This window comes from Stieleria varia (assembly GCF_038443385.1).
In the GTDB taxonomy this organism is placed as follows: Bacteria; Planctomycetota; Planctomycetia; order Pirellulales; family Pirellulaceae; genus Stieleria; species Stieleria varia.
Genome location: NZ_CP151726.1, coordinates 2936179 through 2957158, shown reverse-complemented (window position 1 = coordinate 2957158; position 20980 = coordinate 2936179). Strand labels below are relative to the sequence as shown.

Sequence of the window (20980 nt, the reverse complement as noted above, 5' to 3'; positions counted from 1 at the left end):
GATGAATCATCCTGGCTAGTGCTGTATGCGCAACGGCTACGTCCCCCCAGTGAGCCTCAGGCGCTAGCCGTGGGCCTGAGGCGGATTGTGGCGCCGGCCCACGGCTAGCGCCTGAGGCTCACTTTGATTGCGATGCATGGAAACAAAACATGGACTGAAAAACAATGTCAACACCAAACTTTTGAATAGCTCAGGACAATCCTCCTGGCCGTCAAGCAACTCCGAATTGCGATATACGGTATCATCAGAGTAGCGAACGGAGAATCAGCGCCGCTTCTTAGCGTGGGACAGGTTTGCAACCTGTCAATGGCGGAACGGCAGGTTACAAACCTGCCCCACTTTTTCCGTTCTATCCTTTGTACGCATTTCGATCCGGCGGGAGTCTATTGTGGCCGCATACCGAATCGCCGCATACCGAATCATTGGATACGCAATGGTTTTCGTGTTGCTGTCAGGATGCGGCTCACCAACAACCACGGAATCAGAGAGTCAGAGCGGCGGTGCTGACTCACACGCGGTGTCAGCGTCCGTTTTTTCACCCACAGCCGTTCAACTCGCAATCTCGCGCGGAGACATCGCTACCGCAGACGCCGCGATCAAGGCTCGATTGGTCCAGGAACCGACAGACTCCACTGCGCTGGAAATGGCTGGGGATGTGGCCGTTCTGACGGGAGATCTCTCTCAGGCTGCTGTCATGTATCGCGAATCGTTAGCGAATGTCGCTGCTCCCAGTCAAGCGATCCTGTCAAAACTAAGCCAAGTGCTGATGCATCAAAGCCTACCGTTTGATGCCTTGGAGGTATTAGAGCGAATGATCGAGCTTTACCCGGACGTCGTCCAGCCTCGCTACGACCTCGTTGGGATGGCTGCAATGATCGGCCTGCCGGATCGATGCATCGCATCGCTCCGCTGGTTGCTACAGAATGGACACGGCGACCCCGAGTCGCTTGTTGTGCTCGCCAACACGGGTCGAGTCGAGCCGGATGCGGAGTTGTGCCGCAAACTCTTGTCTGAACGACCAAGCGACTTGCGCCCCGAATACGGCATCGCTTTGATTGATGCCATTTACTTGCGATGGGACAAGGTTGCAACGCGTCTGGAGCCGGTTGTTGCGAAACACCCACAGTTCGTGCCCGCGCTCGGACTCTACGGACGCGCCTTGATCAAGCTTAATCGGCTGGATGAGTTAGCGACTTGGCAACAATCTTTGCCTGACTCCATGGAACAATCTGCCGACTACTGGATTGTGATGGGATTGTGGTCTCAGAAAATGGGGCAACACGAGCAAGCAGCCCGTGCCCTTTGGGAATCGTTCCGCATAGACGAAACCACTCACTCGGAAATGCTGAAGTCCTTGTTACTGAGTCTCAAACAGATCGGCCGAGACGCAGAAGCAGAGCGGGTCGCCAAACAGATCGTGAAGATGTCGGCGCTGCGTGATTCGCTCCATGTTTTTCTTGAACGAAACAGCCAATCCCAGGCTGCGGCTATGAAAGTTGCCGAAGCGATGGCGGCGTTGGGACGCCTATGGGAAGCGGAAGGCTGGGCTCGCCTGGCGGTAGGATTGTCCGATGATCCCGTGATAGATTCGCGGGAACGTTACCTCGCCATTCGCCGCCAACTCACCGTCACCACTCCGTGGCAATCGCCCGAGATGTCGATTGCCAATTCGATCGACTTGAGCGATCTGCCGGACATCAAACCGCCAAGTTCCCATGGTCCATTGCGAATAGCCCAACCTGGCAGCGACTCGCCAAAACATTCCTCAGATGCATCCATTCACTTTGTCGAGGAGGCAGCACAGCGAGGACTTGAGCACACATGTGCGGTGGCCGCGGAGGCCGAGACCGAAGGGCACTGGATTTATCAAAGTGTGGGCGGTGGGCTTGGCGTCATCGATTTTGACTTGGACGGCTGGCCTGATCTCGCTGGTGCGATGCTCGACGGAAAGCCACGACAATCCAACTCGTCACCCAATCGACTTTTCCGAAATCACCAAGGACGCTTTGACGAAGTATCCCGTTTCGCCGAGTATCAGGACCTGGGATTCACACACGGGATCTGCATCGGCGACTACAACGACGATGGGTTCCCTGACATCTTTGACGGAAACATCGGACAGGATCGTTTGTACCGCAACAACGGCGACGGGACATTCCAAGATGTTACCGAGCAAGTTGGACTGTCAGGCCAAGCATGGACCACATCCTCTGCGATGGCTGACCTGAATGGTGATGGATTTGCTGATCTTTTTGCGGCCGCCTATTGCGGAGGCGATCAGCCCTACGAGATTGCTTGTTCCAACAACCAGGGAATCGCCACCTGCCCGCCTCTCCAGTTCGACGCCGCCCGCGACACGATTTGGCGTGGCGTGGGTGACGGCACGTTTGTTGACGCGAGCGAAGAATGGATGCAGCCGACATCGCTCGGCAGGGGACTCGGCGTGGTCGTCGGTGAGTTTGATGAACACCCCGGCGTCGACGTGTACGTCGCCAATGACATGACAGCGAATCACTTGTGGTCTGGCAAGTCAGACACAGCAGGATTTCAGCTCAACGATCTGGCTGCGATTCGCGGTATCGGTACCGATGCAAACTCGAATGCGCAAGCGTCCATGGGGATCGCTGTGGGTGATCCCGACGGCGATGGCGATATCGATTTCTTCTTGACCCATTTCTCGAACGAACACAATACGTATTACGAACAAGTAGCACCGGGCCTTTGGTCCGACAAGAGTTTCCAAGTCGGCCTGCTGCAACCATCGATGAACATGCTTGGGTTTGGCACGCAGTGGGCCGATTTTGACAACAACTCGGCACTGGAATTGATTCTGACCAACGGGCACGTCGACGACGTTGATCGCGAAGACATCGCCTATCGGATGCCCACCCAAGTCTTCCGGCGCAATCCTGACGGACGCTGGAGTGAGTTGGATCGACCCGAATTGGGAGAGTACTTTACCCGCGATCACCTCGGCCGCGCCTTGGTCACCTTGGATGCCGATCGTGACGGGCGAATCGACGTATCCATTTCCAATCTGTACGAACCGGTCGCTCTCTTGGTCAATCGATCCGAAAACCACGGTCATCACATCGCATTGGAACTGAAAGCCACGCGGTCGCAGAGAGATGCGATTGGTACCACGGTCCGAATGAAAATCGATGGACGAACGGTGTTGTCGCAACTGTTTTCCGGAGACGGTTACATGTCCAGCAACGAGCGGCAAATCTGGATCGGAACAGGAGGAGAAACAGCAGTTCAGGACGTCACCGTGATTTGGCCAAGCGGTGTCGAGCAAAAGCTCGGTGCCATGGTCTCCGGAAAACGATACTTGATCGTCGAAGACCAGGAACAGGCGTTCGAATTCCCCACCTCCGATGGTGAGGCTGGGTCTTGAACGTCATGTCGCCTCATCATTTCTGGATGGCGATTGCATTCGGCATACTGCCGACCCTCGTCGTCCTGCTGGGCTGTGGGTCTGGAGAAGACGGCTCTACCGCAGCGGAACTTCGCCGCCGCCAACTGCAGCGCCAGTCCGCTGATGCGACGCAAAAGCAATCGTTTGAGGATCAATTGGCCTATGCACAACAGCAGTTCCGTAAGAGCAACTATAGCGAGTCACGAACGACACTGCTGTCGCTGTCGATCGAACATCCCGAGGATGCCGAAGTCACCTTGTTGATGGCGAAATGCGAAGCCCAACTTGGCAACGCATTGGCCGCGGCAGGGCTCCTGGAAGATCTGCGGTCGCCGCAGTCGGAACTGCTGGACGAAGCCGACTGGCTGTCTGCACAGTGGCTCGCAGATGCCGGAGAATTGAGCGCGGCGCAACAACGATTGCAAAGAATCCTTGAACGAAGTGGTGACACCAATCGAGTCCACCACCGTCTGGCCTCCTTGTTGAACAATCAGGGACTGCGGATCCAAGCCGCATCCCATCTGCGGGCTTTGGTGCGGAGCGGAGATACAACGGAAAAGGAACTGTTCGCCATGAACACCTATGGCGATTCCTTCATCGATGAGTCGATCCCAAAACCCAACTACGGCGACCGTCTGGTACCCGCCCAACTGGCCGATGCCAGACAACTGCGTTCCGACGGTGAACTTGATCGGGCTCGTGAGTTGATCGAACGGTTGAGCCTCTCCTTTCCTCAGTCTGCTCCGATCCACGCTTTCCAAGGACGCATTTATTCGGATCTGCATGATGATTTGTCCCTGCAACAATGGAGCCAGCGGACGCCAGCGGGAATCGAAGAGGAGCCGGAGTACTGGCACGCATTGGGAGCTTGGATGCAGCGACAAGAACGCCACAAAGAATCGGCACGCTGTTACATCGAAGCGATCCGCCGAGACCCGACCGATCGCTTCTCCCACCTCGGACTGGCCCAGTCGCTGCAACAACTTGGTCGGATCGAGCAAGCGAACTGCGTTACCCAGCGATATCTGATGCTCAACGAGATGGCGAATTTGATACGTAACATCGGCCTCCGTCCAGGAACTCCAGAGGAGCTCAGTCGAATCGCGGAGATCCTCGATCAACTCAATCGCCCTTGGGAATCCATCGCTTGGCAAGAAGTACTGCTTCGCACCCATGGCTCCGGCGACATCGACGAACAACGCCTGCAGGCCCGCCGCAATGAACTCGCAAATACCACAGCGGCATCCGTGAATGCTTTTGAAAGTGACTTGGCAGACAGCTGCGGGATAGCGATCGACGAGTTGCCGATCCCTTCCCTTTCACCGCCAGACTCCGTTTCTAGCACGACGTCACCTCCCGACGCGTCGTCAGCAATGGTGCCTGCGACACCGATTCGACTGGAGGACATTTCGGAGTCCATCGGACTGGCATTTCAGTATCAATCGGGAAACGACTGGAGGGCAAACGAGCATCTGCTGCATCAATTGACCGGTGGAGGAATCGGAGTCGTCGATTTCGATCGCGATGGCTGGAACGACCTCTACCTGACGCAAGGCGGCGGAGACGCGTTCGATCCTGATGGTTCGCTACCCAATCAGTTGATACGAAATGTTTCTGGCCAAGCAACAGACATCACGGTCCCTGCCGATGTCGGAGATCAAGGATACGGGCAAGGCGTTTGCGTGGCAGACATCAATCAAGATGGCTTCGCGGATTTGGTGGTGGCAAACATCGGGCCGAACGTCCTGTACCTCAACAACGGCGACGGAACTTTCCGCCAGCAAGCCATGCCCTCCGTGAACACCAACGGTGCGTGGACGACATCCATCGCCTGTGGCGATCTGAGTGGCGATCACTTGCCAGAGGTGTTCGAGGTCAACTACGTCGATGATCCAAAGGTCTTGGCCGTCGTTTGCACACCAGAGATCGATTTATGCAATCCCAGCAGCTTTCAACCAGCGGTAGATCATGTCTGGAAATCAAACCAAGAAGGCCAATTGACGACTTGGAAAGGCTGCCAGAATCTTGATCAAAAACCCAACTATGGCTTTGCCGCCATCATTGCAGATTTCGATCGATCCGGCGGAAACGATGTCTTTGTGGCGAACGATACAAAGGAGAATCAGTTCTGGCAAAGTGAACCCGTCAGGGACAGTGGCGAACGCACCCTGCACGAGAATGCCATGGTGGCCGGTTGTGGACTCGGAGCCATGGGGCAACGACAGGGTTGCATGGGGGTCGCACACGGAGACTTCGATCAAAACGGTAGCCTCGATCTGCTGGTCACCAATTTTTGGAATCAGCCTGCCGATTTGTACCTGCAGAACTCGCCGGCATTTTTTGACAACGCGAGCACGAGTTTTGGACTCTACAACGACACCAGGATGACGGTCGGATGGGGAGCCCAAGCCGTCGACTTTGACCGCGATGGATGGCTTGACTTGGCGATGCTGAACGGCCACTTGGTCGATCATCGAAAACGCGGACAGGCGTTTCAGATGCAACCTCAACTCTTTCAAGGCGACTCGCGGGGCTTTGTACGCGTCAATGGCTCCACGATCGGTCCGTCGTATTGGTCAAGCCCTGCCTTGGGGCGAACCATGGCCGTCTCAGACTGGAATCGCGATCACAAACCTGATCTCATCGCCAATCATCTGGACAAACCCGTGGCCGTCTTGGAAAACCGAACACAATCGGCAAATTTTGTTCGCTTTGACTTGGTCGGAACGATCAGTGAACGTGACGCAATCGGCGCATCGATTGTTGTTCAATGTGGTGATCAAGTCTGGAGTCGGTGGAACGTCGGCGGCGACGGTTTCTTGTGCAGCAATGAATCAACGGTCGATTTCGGATTGAGTGACGCACCATCGATCGACCAAGTAGAAATTCTATGGCCGTCGGGACGACGCCAAGTCTTTCGCAACCTGTCCGTGAATCGCCAGTATCTGGTGACCGAGACCGACGAGAGTGTTTTTGAGTGTCACTAGTGGTCTGGGACAACTTATTTTTTGGGTAGTGGATCTTGTTAAAGATCCTGGGCTTATTTTTAGGGTAGTGGATCTTGTTAAAGATCCTGGGCTGCTCAAAACTTGGCATTGACATGCCACTTCAATTCGCCAGTTTTGTTCCTTCATTTGGAAGATACGCCGAGGGCGTTTAACAACATAGCCCAGGGTAAGGTTCCCGCGAGGGTAACGAGCGGGACCGCCACCCTGGGTTGAAAACGCGATCGACTCTCACCTCACTCCCGGCGCAGCTGGTGGCCCCCAGTGAGCCTCAGGCGCTAGCCGTGGGCCTGAGGCGGATTGTGGTGCCGGCCCACGGCTAGCGCCTGAGGCTCACTTTGATTGCGATGCATGGAACGAGAACATGGACTGCAAAAACAATGACAACCCCAAATTTTGAACAGCCCAGCGTTAGCCACGGTTCTCAAGACACAACCGTGGCTAACGCCAAAACGGCTAATCCCAAAAATCAAGACACAACCGTGGCTAACGCCAAAACGGCTAATCCCAAAAATCGAGACTGGACGCTGCACTTGACCTCGGTGTGCGTTTGGGCACGGTCGACGTCGTGTTCACTATTGTTGGCGCGCCCAACCAACGATCTGTGCTGTATTGAGCATCCCGGATTGACGCGCCACTTCCAAGCCGCTGCTGAACAGGATCATCGTCGGTATACCCGTGATGTTGTACGGTGTGGCCGACATGGGAGAGGATTCGGTGTTTAATTTGGCGAGAATGAATTGGGGCGTGAGCTGTTCTGCGGCACTTGCGAATTCAGGAGCCATCATCCGGCATGGACCACACCAGGGAGCCCAGAAGTCGACGATGACGGGAATGTCCGTCTTGGTCAGAAATTTGGAAAATGTATCGTCGCTGAGTTCAACCGGATGGGTCGGCAGCAAGGCCTGGTGACACTTGCCGCAAACAGGCTTGTCTCTCAGCCTGGAATCTGGAACTCGATTGGTAACCAAACATTGCGAGCAAACGAGATTGATCGTCATCCGTCCAAATCCTGATATCATTGCGTGATAGAAGCAATGGGCCAATTCACCGAGCAACTGGTGTGCCAAAATCAATTACAGGCATCCAACAAGCACTGACATCCAAACGGATCAACGAGTTTCGGGCTGGATTGGCAAGCCATTGGCCAAGACGAGTTCCATCGCCCGCAGCGTTTCTTCGCTGACGTGATGTTCGATGCCCTCGCTGTCGATCGCAGCAACCGTCTCGCTCACTCCGATTCGACGCAAGAACGCTTTGACGGTCTCGTGCCGCCGCTGTGATTTGACAGCCAGCCGCCGACCCTTTGCCGTCAACGAAATCGGCTGATAGGGCTCGGTATCAACGAATCCGTCACGCTGCAGCCGACCAACCGTATTGTTGACCGTCGCGTGCGTGACGTCAAAGTGAGCGACGAGGTCCATCGATCGGCAAACGCCATTGGCAGCGATGATCTCTGCGATCGCTTCAACATAATCCTCCGCCACTTCTGTGGCATGATCGGATCGAGTTTTCTTGAAAATTCGGGATGGCAAAGAAATTGGCCCTCACAGCGTCCGGTACGGCTCTTGATCCGCCCTGTGCCCTCCATGGGACGGCACGAAAGGAGCCAAATGACACACAAAATCATATCGGTACTTGCGGGACCCTGTCAACGCAGCTAACATCCCCAGAAAGTTAGCCGACACTAACTTCTGGCGAACGAACGCGTTTTTATTTCTCCTGGAAGTTAGCCTAGGCTAACTTGTGGGGCGAACTGACGAGGCTTGGGCCCGGACGATCCATTAACCGTAACGCGATAGCGTCCGGTTTCCGGGTCTAGGCGTGAGAACCGGACGCTATCGCGTGGCGGCTGATTTGCGCAGACGTTTTCGCACTTATCCGCGCAGTCCGTTTCGTACAAACGTATTGCGAAGACTGTAGTGAGCCAGCGTGAATCATCCGACTCAGCCCCATTTTTGAGGACACAAAATGAAGCGAATGCGACAGCGGCAACGACCGCACCGCTCCAGCGGTTTTACACTTGTTGAATTGTTGGTCGTCATCGCAATCATCGGCATTCTGGTCGCCCTGACCATGCCGGCCGTGCAGGCGGCTCGTGAAGCAGCGCGGCGAATGTCGTGCAGCAACCATTTGCGACAGATCGGACTTGCGACACAGAACTACCATTCGGCGTACAAACGATTTCCAGCGGGTTACGTTTCCTACGCCACGACAAACGGTGTGGCACCGACGTCCGTCCAGATGGATCCGATCACATGGGATGCTGGTCCGGGTTGGGGTTGGGCTGCCGCACTGCTGCCTTTCGCGGAAGGCAATTCGGTGGTGGCGAGTTTGCAATCGGATCAGCCCATCTGGTCTCCTGTCAACGAAGAAGCCGTCTCCGCAACGATCCCTCTGTTCCTTTGCCCCAGCAGCACGGGCGGTGACGAACCGTTTGTCGTCAAGAACGAAACAGGAGCACCGCTTTCGATCGCCGGACGGCAGGTGCGTCTGGGGCGTAGCCACTACGTGGCAAGCCACGGGCAGGAAAGTTGCTGGGGCGAGTGCGGTGCAGCGGCAACCGGCGAAGTGTTCACGAACATCTACACTTCGGCGACCGCGATCGTCCAGATCGATGGCGATGCGGGCCGAGTTGCCGATGGGCCATTCTTTCGCAATTCAACGACACGTTTTCGTGACGTCCTCGACGGCACCTCCAACACCATCTTTTTCGGTGAACATGGTGCAGCCCTGAGCGAAAAAACCTGGGTGGGTGTGGTCCCGGGCGGTTTCACGCATCCGCGGTTCACATCACCGGAAAATGGGCCAGACGCCGCAGCCACACTGACGCTTGTTCATGCGGGACCGTCCGGCGGGGAATTGGATATCACCGGCGCTCCCATCATCCATCCGGTCAATTTCCCTACCTATCACGTCGGTCAAATGTTCTCAGAGCATCCCGGTGGTGGGTTCGTCTGCATGGGCGATGGCTCCGTGAACTTTGTGACCAATTTCATCGACCTGTATCTGTGGGCAGAGCTGTCCAGCATGGACGAAGGCGAAACGATTGATTGGGAAAAGTTCTGATGCCCAACCCAGAAAAGAAACGATCAAGCTATCCTCCAACGCTATTGCTGATGTCGTTGGCAGCAATCGTGTTGACGGTGACATTCGTGTGGTGGATTTCCAGACAACGCGTTGAACTCAGCAAGCATCGATACGATGTGGTCATCGCGTTGTACCGTGTCTGCAACCAACGAAGCGTCAGTGGGCTACAGGAGGTCGAAGCCGCATTGGCCGAGAACGTTTCTGATGCCACAGGCCCATCCGCTGCAGATCATGCAGCGGCAGAGCATGCCATCCAGGGAATCATCACCTTGGCCAAATCAGGAGATTGGAGGCAGGCAACCATCGACTGTCGTGAGCTGCTCGACGACCAAGTTCGACGATAGATTGCACGTCCCAAGCATCCACAGACGGATGATTCTGGCGAATCCCATTACGAGGGATGATTGTCGCTCGACTTTCCAAGTCGATAGCGTGCGATGCGGTACGCTGGCCGGTCGTAGGTCGGGTTGAAATTGGTTGCCGTGGAGGAAACGGAATTCTGGCGAATCCCATTGCGGGAGGGATGGGCATACGCTGGGCTGCCAAAAGGTTGGCATTGACACTGCTATTCTTGTCAATGTTTTTGTTCCAGGTGTCACCTCCACCAAGGAACTTGGGGGAGGTCGAGCAGAGCCGTTTAGGCGAATGCGAGGGAGGGGGCAAAGGTAACGCAATGGGCTATCCAATGCGGTTTGCGGCGTGTAGGCCCCCCTCCCGGATCTTGCTTCGCTCGATCCGACCTCCCCCTGCTGCGGAGACTGCTGATTTAGTCGTGTTGCATTGTGTCTGTGAGCCGATGGCGCTAGCCACGGGCCTCGAAGGGTTCCGTCAACACCATTAGGCCCGCGGCTAGCGCCTTGCGGCTCACTAAATCAGCAGTCTCCTGCGCCGGTGGAGGTAACAGAAACCTTGCGCAAACCAATAATGCCACAACCCCAAACTTTTGGCAGCCCAGACTTACGCTCCATCCTCCAGCGGAGTTTTTCGCAATCGCAGCGCGTTGGCAACGATCACGAAGTCCGATAAGACCATCGCCAGGGCGGCCATGATCGGGTGCAGCTCGCGCAAAAAGATTGGCAGCGAGGAAAAGCCGGCCAAGACACCCGCCGCAATTGGGATCAACAGAACGTTGTAACCAAAGGCCCAGAACAAATTCTGCTTGATGTTACGGATGGTCGCTTTGGACAACGTCAGGGCTTTGGATACGCCGGCCAAGTCGCCGCCCAACAACGTGACGTCGGCGGATTCGATCGCCACATCGGTCCCGGTCCCGATCGCGATCCCCACGTCGGCTTGAGCCAACGCCGGTGCGTCGTTGATTCCGTCACCTACCATCGCAACGACTTGTCCGTCCGCCTGCAGCGACCGAACCAACTCGGCTTTGTCAGCCGGCAAAGTCTCCGAGTACACTTCATCCAATGAAACGTCGCTCGCAATCGCGGCTGCTGTGTCGGCGTTATCACCCGTGACCATGGCGACACGCAAGCCTTGGCGTTTTAATGCCGCGATTGCACCACTGGATTTCGGTTTGATGGTATCTGCGACGGCGATCAAACCGGCCAATCGATTGTCGACTGCAACCCACACGACCGTCTTGGCCGTGTTCTGCAAGTCGACTGCCTGCTGCGACATCGCATCCAGACCGGTAACGGACAGGTCTTGCAACCATTTTCGATTGCCCGCGTGAAGGGACTGTCCCTCGATTTGACCTGAAACACCTCGCCCGGCTGTTCCGCGAAACTCGCTGGCGTCTGGCAATTGTTCGAGCGGGATCTTGGCATGCTCGGTGATCGCGGAGGCGATCGGATGCTCACTGCCGCGTTCGATGGACGCTGCGAGTCGCAATAGCTCTGATTCTGCAAATCCTTCGGACGCAACCACGTCCGTGACAGCGAGTTTTCCTTGTGAAATCGTACCCGTTTTGTCCAACAGCACGACCGTCGTGTCCCGTGACCGTTGCAATGCGGTGCTGGATTTGAACAGGATCCCATTCTCCGCACCACGCCCCATGCCGACCATCACCGCCAAAGGAGTTGCCAATCCCATCGCGCACGGGCACGATATGATCAGTACGGAAATCGCCCGCAACATGGCTTGCGTGAAGTCATCGAATGCAAAGTACCAAACGCAAAACGCGATGGCAGCTATGGCGGCGACCACGGGGACGAACACGTTGGAGATGCGGTCGGCCAGTTGTGCGATGGGAGCCTTGGTCGATTGTGCCTGCTGGACTTGGTGGATGATCCTCGCAAGCGCGGAGTCCTTGCCGAGGTGTTTTGCACGAACGGTCAAGCTGCCATCGCGGTTGATGGTCGCCCCGACAACGTCCATCCCAGGTGACTTTTCCACCGGCAAACTTTCTCCGGTGATCATGCTTTCATCGACCGCTGACTCACCGGCGATCACCGTACCATCGACGGGAATTCGTTCGCCCGGTCGAATCACCACTTGGTCTCCCACGCGAACTTCGTCGATCGGCACATCGACTTGTTGCAGGTCTCGAATCACGCGTGCCGTCTTGGCTTGCATGCCCATCAGATTCTCGATCGCCGCTCCCGTGCGTGAGGTTGCACGTGATTCGATCATTCGTCCCACCAAGACCAGGGTGATGATGGTGGCGGAGGTCTCAAAGTAGACATGGTGTCCCCATTGGGTTGCGCCCATGCTGAGCATCACCATCACCCAAACACTGTAAAAGAACGCGACGGAGGTGCTGATCGCAACAAGCACGTCCATGCTGGCGTATCCTCGCCGCAGTGACTTCATCGCTTGAACATAAAACTCGGCACCGGCGGCAAACTGAACGGGGATCGCCATCGCGAACATCAGGTAGTTGACCCAATCCGCGTGCGACCACTGTCCCCAGAGGCCGAAGTCACGTCCCATGCTGAGAATGAAAAGCGGCACCGTAAAGACAACAGCGATGGTCAGAAAAAACTTGCGTCGCGTGTGCTGACGACTCTCTGACTGGGCGATGCTCTCACTCAGCGATTGCCGATCGGACTCCTCGACCACCTCGAAGCCCGCTGATCGGACGGTGCGTTTGAGTTGTTCCAGGGAGACTTCGCCGGAATCGTAACTGACTTTGGCCTTGCGACCGACGAAGTCAACGACGGCGGTGTCGACACCGGGTTCTGCGGTCAGTGCCGTTTCAATGCTACGCGAGCAACCCACGCACGTCATTCCCGAAATGGGAATCTCGACGGTCGCGTTTCCTCCAGCGTTGTTGGGGTTCGAATCGGTCAATCGGTATCCCTGTCATATGGTCAAGTTCTGCAGTTGCTTCGAAACTTCGTGCAAACCCTATGCCGTTGACTTTGCTTCGGAGCGACGATCCATTCACTGGAGCACCTCGTAGCGGGATTCGCCAGAATTCCTCTCGCTGGCGCTCCTCGTAATGGGATTCGCCAGAATTCCCCTCGCGCGGGATTTCTGGCGAAATCCACTACGCCACCGATTGATGAGACGTCCCTGAATGCCCGTCCGTACTGGGCGAGGCCAGCCCCGACACATCAGTCGTCTGAATCGATCTTTATCCTCGCGCCGCAATTGTCGCAGTGATTCTCTGAATGCAACATCGAATTGCAGTGGCCACATGCCCAAATGGTTTCCAGTCGCGGCCCCGAAATGCGGCCTGCGAAATCGATACCTGCAATCTTCTTCTGGAGACGAATGTGCTCGGCAATACAGCGAAGAAAAAGCCATTGAAAAAACAAACCGGCCAGCATGATCATCGGCTCAAGAGATTGGACCGCAACAATCGCTGCAAGAACGATGAATGAACCTACGACGACAGTGACTTTTGCGGTGACATCCAACAGGGTCTCCAGCGGGACACCACGCACGATTCGGCGTGCTTCGAAACGGTAGGTAACTCTTCTTTCTTTCATTGTTGCGACTCTTGATGCGATGCCGCGATTTTTTCGACCGCGTCATGAATGCCTTCTATCGTCAGACCAGCCGATTGCAACTGAAGAACCGTGACGACCTTGCCTCGCACATAAGCCACGATGACATCGTTGTCGTCTGTGTATCCGGCACCGCTGCGCCAGAGCGGATTGACCGCGATGCCGATGTACATTTCAGAGAGCGAATGCTCTTTGGCATACTGCCTCAGCGACTCACGTTTGTCCAACGCTTGCTGGGGCGTGAAGTAGGCGTCCGTGTTGTAAGTGACATTGTCCGATAGGTTCTCCGGCAGGATTCCTTTTTCGGGCGTCACGGTGACTCGGCAAGGGACATTCTTGAGTGACTCTGCGGTCTGGAAAGCCTTCAGCAACGCTGGCATTTCATGCTCAAGTTCCTTGCAAATGACAGCGACCCAAGGAGCTCCCGGATTGCGTTCCAGCTTGATCGATGCGAGTTGCCCACTCACGGTTTTTCTCACGCAAACGGGCGGATGGCTACCGACTTGGACGGGGGCGACGAAGAGCGGTCCGTAAATGCGACTCTGCGAGATGGAAATGTCGTCCGCCGCAAAGACGGGATAGCAGAACACGAGCAAGAAGCAGCAAACCAATACGGAATCGAATTTCATCAGTTTTCTCCAGGCAGTATCAAGGCACCCTAAGATACCAATCTGCCTGCCAGTCGTTGCCCCTCTTGGTGGGATTCGCCAGAATTCTCTGTCGCTTGCTGGGGAACCATGATCAACACGTTTTGCAACGGTTGAGCGATCCGCAGGGCACGCTATCGACTTGGAAAGTCGAGCGACATTTGATTTGGAAAGTCGAGCGACGACTGTCATTCGTAGAGAAACTGCCCGGTCGCTGTTGTGTCGGTGTCCGAGACGAGACGCACCCAAGCCGCCTGGAAGGCTGCCGGAAACTCATGGACAGCCGTTTCCCCGGCAGCGACCGAGATCTTGTCGTAGCGATGCCAGTGACCTTCCCCCGTGATATCGACTTCGATGGTCACCGAAACCATGGTGTCGGATTGGTGTGACAAACGCAGTGTCTTGCGATCGTAACCCTTCATCAAATAAGCATCCGACGGTTGGCCGGCTTGTACCTGCGAGTTCATCCATGGGCCACCGCGTCCGACGGGCTTACCGAGTTTCCAAAGGTCATCGATGCCTCCGAACCAAATCGCGACGTCTTGCTTTGGGTCGGCAAACACATGGCCGCCAGGTTCAAGGCCGTTTTGCCGAGCATCCCCGCTTACGCCGGCCAACACGAGCAAGCCATTCCATGTGCAGAAGTCGCTGATCTGTTTGCGATGGCTTGAAACGGGACGCATCAGGTGAAATGCGGGCGGGCGGCCGTTGGTAATCAACGGGACTTCGTAAAAAGTGCCATGAATGTTCGCCAAATGTCGCTCCGATTCCACTTCGCGACTGCCGCGCGGCCATCCCCAGGCAAAGGGTTTGTCGAATCGCGGATCGCCTTTGGGCAATCGCATCGTTCGTCCTTCGGATCGCAGGACAACGGACGCTTCATCGACAGTGAATTCGGGTTCGATGCTCAGCAGTTCTTTCAGTTTTGTGTCCGGCTCATCGGTGTGGAATGCAAAGTCGGCTTTGCCAAAATCAAAGTATCGATCATCACTGGTGATGACCCGCAAATCACGATTCCGTTTCGCGGCGTACAGGACCGCCGCGTGCGGGGCGGCTTCATCGACGTCGGCCAGATCGCGAAACGTAACTTGATTCTCCCGTTCAGAACCATCAACAAAGGATTCCGTGGACTGGTACAGAAACGCCGTCGCAAGACATTCTCGATCGACTTGGAAACGCAACCAAACCGCGTCCAAGTCATTGGGCAGATAGTGGATCACGTTGCCTTCGTCGGGAACGGTGATCTTCGTCAGATCGGTCCAGTGGTCGTTCCCAGCCCGGTCAACTTGCAGGGTAAAGGTCACGTTTTTGCCAGCAGCATCGCCATCGGAATCGACGCGTTGCGACTGCGTGACGGTCGCGCCGTTGCTGGGAATGATTTCTAGCGTTGATGGATCACTGGCAAGAACAAACGCTGCGTGGGGCATGCCAAAGGAACCCGGCACATGTTCCACAGAATTGGAGGGCACAACGACCGTTCCGGCGGCAAACTTGCGTTGGTAGATGGCATCCGAATAACCAGCGGTGCCCCAGTGAAGTTGCATGTCCGTCGTTTGCCAAGCGGGATCCAGTTGCGGGTTGCCGCGTTTGTCGACCGCAAGATAGACGGTGACATCTTGGTCGACTTGAAAGGAGAAACCCGCCGCAGGCTTGTGCCAGTCACCTCGTTGTACAGTGACCAATGGCAACCGTTCCAACTCGGTCGGAATCTGATGGATGCGTTGTTGATCCGTCGCACGCTGACGAGCGATAGGTGCCGTCGCTTGCTTTCGCCCCACGCCCAGGTGCACAACGCGACGATCGAATCCGGCGATCAGGAAGGGTTCTGAAGGAGTATTGGCGGCAACGAAGTCGTCCAGCCAGGGGCCGCCCATGCCGCTTGCCGGTCCCCATTGCTTGAGATCCTCGTAGTCGCCAAACCAGAGATTCGTCTGTGGTTGCCCGGCAAGCGGATTTCCTTGGATGCTCGTTTCATCCGTGCCCAAGACGACTTGACCATTCCAGCCGCAAAAGTCAGGGATGTAACGGAGGTGGCTGCCGATCGGGCGAATGCCGGCCGAATTTTCGTGGGTGAATGATTTGGGAAAGTCAAAGAACATGCCGTGCATGTCCATCATCCATCGTCCGCCCGTGATCTCCCGGATCCGCGGCCATTCGGTGTACCATCCATGCGACGCGTCGTTGCACATCGCCGCCTTGGGCAACAGATAAGTGAACCACTTGCCGCCGTCGAGGACTTTCAGTCGCACGCTGCGTCGATCCCAACCCATGGTCCAAATCGGATCGTCGCCATCGCTGCCTCCGGTAATATCTCTGGGACCTGTGACTTCGGTGAACTGCCGGCGTTCGATGATCCGCCATTCTTTTCCATCGTATTCCGCCAGAACTCCGCGTTCTTCTTCGCTCTTTGCCGGGCCGCCGACCAAGACGTCTCGGTAGTCGCCGACGTGCAGTTCGCCGTTGTTGGAAATCACCAACCGCCCCTGCGATGTGTAGCCACCTTTACCGTGCCAGCCCGGCACCGGCTTCTTGAACAGGCGAGTCACAGCCAACGTGTGCACGTTGGCTTCCCAGATCGAGCCTTCCATATCGATGTAGTAGACCAAGTTGGCCGGATCGGTCAGGTGTCGTGCGATGGCGGTCACGCGGATCGGCATGTCGGCAGGAGAGATCGCCCGCACCTTGCCTGTCTGGTCGATCGCATAGTGGGCAATCAACAGTTGTTGCGATTCGGGATGGATCATCCTTCCCGCCGGCGTCCCACCGACGCTTTCCGGGTGTATGGTCAATGGTTGCGTCAAATCCGGATCGATCGAGTACAGCTTGTGCTCGCTGCCTGTGGGTTGATGGGGAGCATAGTTGACCATCCACAATTTGCCCGCCCAAGGAACGATCGCGCCGATGCCGCATTCGTTGTGCCCGGATTTGTAGTGGGCACCGTTCTGACTGTAGACACCGTAGACCGTCAAGTGTGGATAGACGCCGCTGATATGAACGTCGGTTCGCGGCGGGGCTGGTGGTGTGCTGGGGATCACCGGTTCGTCCGCAGCAACCCACTGGGACCTATCCGTGAATTTGCCACAAGCTCCCAGGAACACTTGGCCGAAAACCAACGCCAATAGGCAGACGTAGCGATTGAGACGATATCGTCGCGGAGCAGCACTAGCAACGTTCGATGTCATGAACAGGATCGACTTTGGAGGAGAAACAATGTGTGGGCAGAAAGAGTATACTAGAACGATGGTTTGCTGCCCGATTTCTCCCCTCGCTCGAACACGATATTGGCTCGTCCGACGAGCAGAGGGTCCACCGGACCGATCGCTTCGAGATCCTTGTTCTCATAAGGAATCGTGTGCAAGACATAACGCATCGCATTGAGCCGAGCACGTTTCTTGCAGTCTGACTTGACGACCGTCCAAGGTGCATCGTAGGTGTCCGAGTAAAAGAACATCGATTCCTTGGCTCGCGTGTAATCGTCCCATTTGTCCAGCGATGCCAAATCGACGGGAGACAGCTTCCACTGCTTCAGCGGATGCGCCTCGCGTTCTTTGAATCGACGCCGCTGTTCATCGCGGCTGACCGAAAACCAGAACTTGACCAACTGCACACCACTGCGGACCAGGTTGCGTTCAAACTCGGGCACCTGACGCATGAACTCCGCATACTCCTCTTCGTCGCAGAATCCCATCACGCGTTCGACACCGGCGCGGTTGTACCAGGAACGATCGAAGAGCGCGATTTCGCCGGCGGTCGGCAAGTGCTGGATGTATCGCTGAAAGTACCATTGACCGCGTTCGATTTCGGTGGGTTTCTCCAATGCGACGACACGCGCACCACGAGGATTCAAATGCTCCATGAAGCGTTTGATCGCGCCTCCTTTCCCCGCTGCGTCACGTCCCTCGAACAAGATCACCAGTTTGGCACGAGACTCTTTTACCCAAGCCTGCAGCTTCAGCAGTTCGACCTGCAAATGATACTTCTGCTTTTCATAGTTCTTTCGCGACATCAAATTGCGATACGGGTACCCACCGTCTCGCCAGTCGTCAGAAAGCAACTCGTCGGGTCCGGAGTGACGTTTGGCTCCCATCGGCGCGGATTTCTGCAGCAACGCGTTTCGCAGAATCGTTGCGTCTTCCGGCGATGCGCCGCTGATGATCGTTTCCAACGTTTTCGCCAAGGTGTGAACATCGTGTGGCGGAGTCTTTTTGATGATGTCCTCGACTGCGGTGATCTTGGACTGCTGCGCCGCATCGATCGCCTGTTCGACCTCGAATTGCTCCAACGAATCTTGTTGCAGCGAGGGCGCGATGTCGCCTTCTGCGCTCGGTCGCAGCCCCGAGGATTTTTTCTTGGGCGATTTCGCCTTTCCGTTGTGGGATGCCTTGGAGGTCGACGTTGTCTGCGATGACTTGCTCATGAAACAAGCAGCTTCCTATGGAGAGTGGATTGTTGGCACAACATCCGAAGACTCGTCTGGCGATGCCTGGCGAGTGCGGATACGCACGCCGCGTGCGTGGCGAACGTGCGGTTGCGCCGCACCACGCATCTGTTTTTGCCGACTACTGCTGACCGTAAACCGGTGGCTTCCAGTCTTTGGGCAGTCGACCTTGTGGACGTACGCCCACGGCATCAGCGGGAATCTGGTGTTGTTCCGCTGTTTTCAAGGGTAGTTCATCGGGTAAATGCTTGATCATAAAATCTTTGTATTGAATCTGCATTGCGGGCCCGACGTGAACTTGCACGGCCAACACGCCTTCCAAGGATCGACCGGCGGCGTCCAGGTCGATCAGGTCGGCGGTGGGATGACCATCGATCCAATGCTGGTGATGGTTTCCTTGAACGAGCACGCGAAAGTCGTGCCATTGGTCCGGCTCAAATTCTTTGACGGGAAAATGGCCGACGATCCACGGTTGTCCGTTGGGAGCCACGATGACTTTCTCCCCCGTGTGCGACAGGATTCGACGCCCACGCTCTTCGTAAAGCATTCCGTTGTAGTTGGGGTTATCGGCGACGACATCGCATTGGTATCCGGTGACAACATCCAGTCCGATATCAGGTCGCGAAGTTCCTCGGTACTGCAGGCCACTGTTGCCGCCTGCCGACACTTTTACTTTGACGCGTAGATCAAAGTTTTGGATCGTCGATCCCTTCCACGTCAAGAAGCGATTCATCTTCAGCGAACCGTCGGTGACACCGGTGATCGCACCGTCTTTGACCGACCAGTATTTCGGGTCGCCTTCCCAACCATTGAGATTCTTGCCGTTGAAGAGATTGACGAAACCGTCTTTGCCCGGTGAGACCGTGACAGCGGCGGACGCGACCGGATGCGGCGGGGTCGATGCCGAGAACTTTGCATTCAACGGGTCCAACGGTCCTCCGTACTCTGCGACTTGCTGCGTCGTTCGCTGGCGCATCTCCGCCAGTGTTTGCGCGTACTTTGGATCGCCCGCAAGATTGATCAACTCGCTGGGATCATTCTGCAGATCATGCAGGAACTCGTGGTTGCCATGATCAAAGTATCGCACGTATTTGAATTGCTGGTTGCGGAGGCCTTCGAAAGCCGGGATCCGATTGCGAACGGCAAAGTGCTCGTGAAAGGTCTCCTTGCGCCAATCATCCGGGGTGTTGCCATTGACGACCGCTCGCAGGCTGTGCCCTTGGTAACGCTGTGGGATGCTGGCCCCAGACCAATCGAGGAACGTCGCGGGCAAGTCAACGTTCAGCGCCAATGCGTCGGTGACTTTGCCCTGCTCTGACTTGGGGACTCGAGGATCCATGATGATCAGCGGCACCCTCAAAGCTTCCTCGTAATGGGACCACTTGCCGGCAAGTCCTCGGTTGCCCATGTAGTAACCGTTGTCGGCGGAGTAGACGATGATGGTGTTGTCAGCCAAGCCAGCCTTTTGCAGCTCGTCGATGAACCGACCGATCGCGTTGTCGATGCCGCTGACCATGCGAAAGTAAGCCCGCATGTTGGTTTGATACTTCGCATCGGTGTTCCATCGCCAAAAGAAACGCTCGCGATTGATCGTCGTTTTCAGGAATTCTGGCAACGCCTCGAAAATGGCCGGATCGTTCAGCGGCGGCGGATAAATCGCGACGTCCTCGTACATTCCGTTGGCGCTTTCGGGCCAAGGAAAGTGACCGATACCGGGACGACGATCGCCGTCCTCCGCATGGCAGGCGTTGAACCACATGTTCAAGGCAAACGGCTTGTCCTTGGGGTGGTTTTGAATGAACTCGATGCCGCGATCGACGATCAAGTCCGTTTCGTGCCGCAGACTGCCATCGGGCTGACGTTTGTAATAAGGGTTTCGGCCGATCGCCTCGAACTCGTCGAAGTGATCCTGTTGTTTGTATCCCTGCGGCATCTTGGCGTGCCATTTCCCGAAATAGCCGGTCCGATAGCCGTTCTGACGCAAGATGTCGGAATAGAGCGTCTGCACCGCATCAGCCCGAGCGTCTTCGGGTGAACGAGCAGTTCCATAGCTGCGACCGACCAGCCCGCTGAGGATCGTCGTCCGACTGACCCAGCAAATCGCTTGACTGACAAACATGTTCTCAAACCGCACCCCTCGGCGTGCCATTGAGTCGATGTTTGGCGTCTGAACGATCGGATTTCCGTAACACCCTAGGGTGCTGGTGGTTTGATCATCGGCAAAGAAAAACACGATGTTGGGTGGCTGTTTGGATGATTCATTCACCGCCATGGCGCGGCCTGCGGTGAAGAACCCAACCAACAGTACAAGAGCGATCCGTGAAAGCGGCATGGTGAACATCGATGGAGGGAAGAATGGAGCGGGGCCACTCTCGCAGGGTGGCGAGAAAACAACTGTAAACAGAATAAAACAGCCATGTAGTCAAAGCGACTCATTTAGTGAGTTCAATTTGACTCGCGTTCGTGTTATCAAT

General features: G+C 56.0%; 12 protein-coding genes. 4 read left to right on the top strand and 8 right to left on the bottom strand.

Going from position 1 to position 20980, the window contains the following annotated elements:
• Nucleotides 1-388: 388 nt before the first annotated feature.
• Together Pla52nx_RS09875 and Pla52nx_RS09870 are read left to right on the top strand one after the other, a co-directional pair.
• Nucleotides 389-3397 carry an FG-GAP-like repeat-containing protein gene (locus tag Pla52nx_RS09875; protein ID WP_146519734.1) on the top strand — a complete coding sequence of 1003 codons (3009 nt, stop codon included), beginning with the start codon at nucleotides 389-391 and terminating at the stop codon, nucleotides 3395-3397.
• Nucleotides 3398-3402: 5 nt separating this feature from the next.
• On the top strand, nucleotides 3403-6405 hold the full coding sequence (locus Pla52nx_RS09870) for an FG-GAP-like repeat-containing protein (RefSeq protein ID WP_146519735.1): 3003 nt from the start codon (nucleotides 3403-3405) through the stop codon (nucleotides 6403-6405).
• Between the two features lie 593 nt (nucleotides 6406-6998).
• On the opposite strand, the gene trxA is transcribed toward Pla52nx_RS09870, so the two are convergent.
• On the bottom strand, nucleotides 6999-7424 hold the full coding sequence (trxA, locus tag Pla52nx_RS09865; RefSeq protein ID WP_146519736.1) for a thioredoxin: 426 nt from the start codon (nucleotides 7422-7424) through the stop codon (nucleotides 6999-7001).
• 111 nt (nucleotides 7425-7535) lie between these two features.
• The gene (gene mntR, locus Pla52nx_RS09860; RefSeq protein WP_146519737.1) at nucleotides 7536-7958 is read right to left on the bottom strand and encodes a manganese-binding transcriptional regulator MntR; all 423 of its coding nucleotides are present in this window, start codon (nucleotides 7956-7958) and stop codon (nucleotides 7536-7538) included.
• Between the two features lie 436 nt (nucleotides 7959-8394).
• Here mntR and Pla52nx_RS09855 point away from each other — a divergent pair, with 436 nt between their 5' ends.
• Nucleotides 8395-9492, top strand: a complete 1098-nt coding sequence (locus tag Pla52nx_RS09855; protein ID WP_146519738.1) for a DUF1559 domain-containing protein — start codon at nucleotides 8395-8397, stop codon at nucleotides 9490-9492.
• A complete protein-coding gene (locus Pla52nx_RS09850; protein ID WP_231741917.1) occupies nucleotides 9492-9857 on the top strand; it encodes a hypothetical protein in 366 nt (121 codons plus the stop codon). Before Pla52nx_RS09855 ends, Pla52nx_RS09850 begins: the two co-directional genes overlap by 1 nt.
• A gap of 613 nt (nucleotides 9858-10470) precedes the next feature.
• On the opposite strand, the gene Pla52nx_RS09845 is transcribed toward Pla52nx_RS09850, so the two are convergent.
• From Pla52nx_RS09845 to Pla52nx_RS09820, 6 genes are all read right to left on the bottom strand, one after another.
• A complete protein-coding gene (locus Pla52nx_RS09845; RefSeq protein ID WP_197454525.1) occupies nucleotides 10471-12759 on the bottom strand; it encodes a heavy metal translocating P-type ATPase in 2289 nt (762 codons plus the stop codon).
• Between the two features lie 266 nt (nucleotides 12760-13025).
• On the bottom strand, nucleotides 13026-13403 hold the full coding sequence (locus tag Pla52nx_RS09840) for a hypothetical protein (protein WP_146519739.1): 378 nt from the start codon (nucleotides 13401-13403) through the stop codon (nucleotides 13026-13028).
• Complete coding sequence (locus Pla52nx_RS09835; RefSeq protein ID WP_146519740.1) at nucleotides 13400-14050, bottom strand: hypothetical protein; 651 nt, start codon at nucleotides 14048-14050, stop codon at nucleotides 13400-13402. Before Pla52nx_RS09835 ends, Pla52nx_RS09840 begins: the two co-directional genes overlap by 4 nt.
• Nucleotides 14051-14256: 206 nt before the next feature.
• Nucleotides 14257-17250, bottom strand: a complete 2994-nt coding sequence (locus Pla52nx_RS09830; protein ID WP_231741918.1) for a hypothetical protein — start codon at nucleotides 17248-17250, stop codon at nucleotides 14257-14259.
• A gap of 50 nt (nucleotides 17251-17300) precedes the next feature.
• Entirely contained in the window at nucleotides 17301-18485 is a 1185-nt protein-coding gene (gene ppk2, locus Pla52nx_RS09825) for a polyphosphate kinase 2 (RefSeq protein ID WP_146519741.1), read from the bottom strand.
• Nucleotides 18486-18627: 142 nt separating this feature from the next.
• Complete coding sequence (locus Pla52nx_RS09820; protein ID WP_197454526.1) at nucleotides 18628-20838, bottom strand: sulfatase-like hydrolase/transferase; 2211 nt, start codon at nucleotides 20836-20838, stop codon at nucleotides 18628-18630.
• Nucleotides 20839-20980: the final 142 nt, after the last annotated feature.

What these genes read in the sequence shown, in the direction of transcription:
- Pla52nx_RS09870 (WP_146519735.1), top strand. Translation starts at nt 3,403, where the DNA reads ATGTCGCCTCATCATTTCTGGATGGCGATTGCATTCGGCATACTGCCG.
- trxA (WP_146519736.1), bottom strand. Translation starts at nt 7,424, where the DNA reads ATGACGATCAATCTCGTTTGCTCGCAATGTTTGGTTACCAATCGAGTT.
- Pla52nx_RS09855 (WP_146519738.1), top strand. Translation starts at nt 8,395, where the DNA reads ATGAAGCGAATGCGACAGCGGCAACGACCGCACCGCTCCAGCGGTTTT.
- Pla52nx_RS09850 (WP_231741917.1), top strand. Translation starts at nt 9,492, where the DNA reads ATGCCCAACCCAGAAAAGAAACGATCAAGCTATCCTCCAACGCTATTG.
- Pla52nx_RS09840 (WP_146519739.1), bottom strand. Translation starts at nt 13,403, where the DNA reads ATGAAAGAAAGAAGAGTTACCTACCGTTTCGAAGCACGCCGAATCGTG.
- Pla52nx_RS09835 (WP_146519740.1), bottom strand. Translation starts at nt 14,050, where the DNA reads ATGAAATTCGATTCCGTATTGGTTTGCTGCTTCTTGCTCGTGTTCTGC.
- Pla52nx_RS09830 (WP_231741918.1), bottom strand. Translation starts at nt 17,250, where the DNA reads ATGACATCGAACGTTGCTAGTGCTGCTCCGCGACGATATCGTCTCAAT.
- ppk2 (WP_146519741.1), bottom strand. Translation starts at nt 18,485, where the DNA reads ATGAGCAAGTCATCGCAGACAACGTCGACCTCCAAGGCATCCCACAAC.
- Pla52nx_RS09820 (WP_197454526.1), bottom strand. Translation starts at nt 20,838, where the DNA reads ATGCCGCTTTCACGGATCGCTCTTGTACTGTTGGTTGGGTTCTTCACC.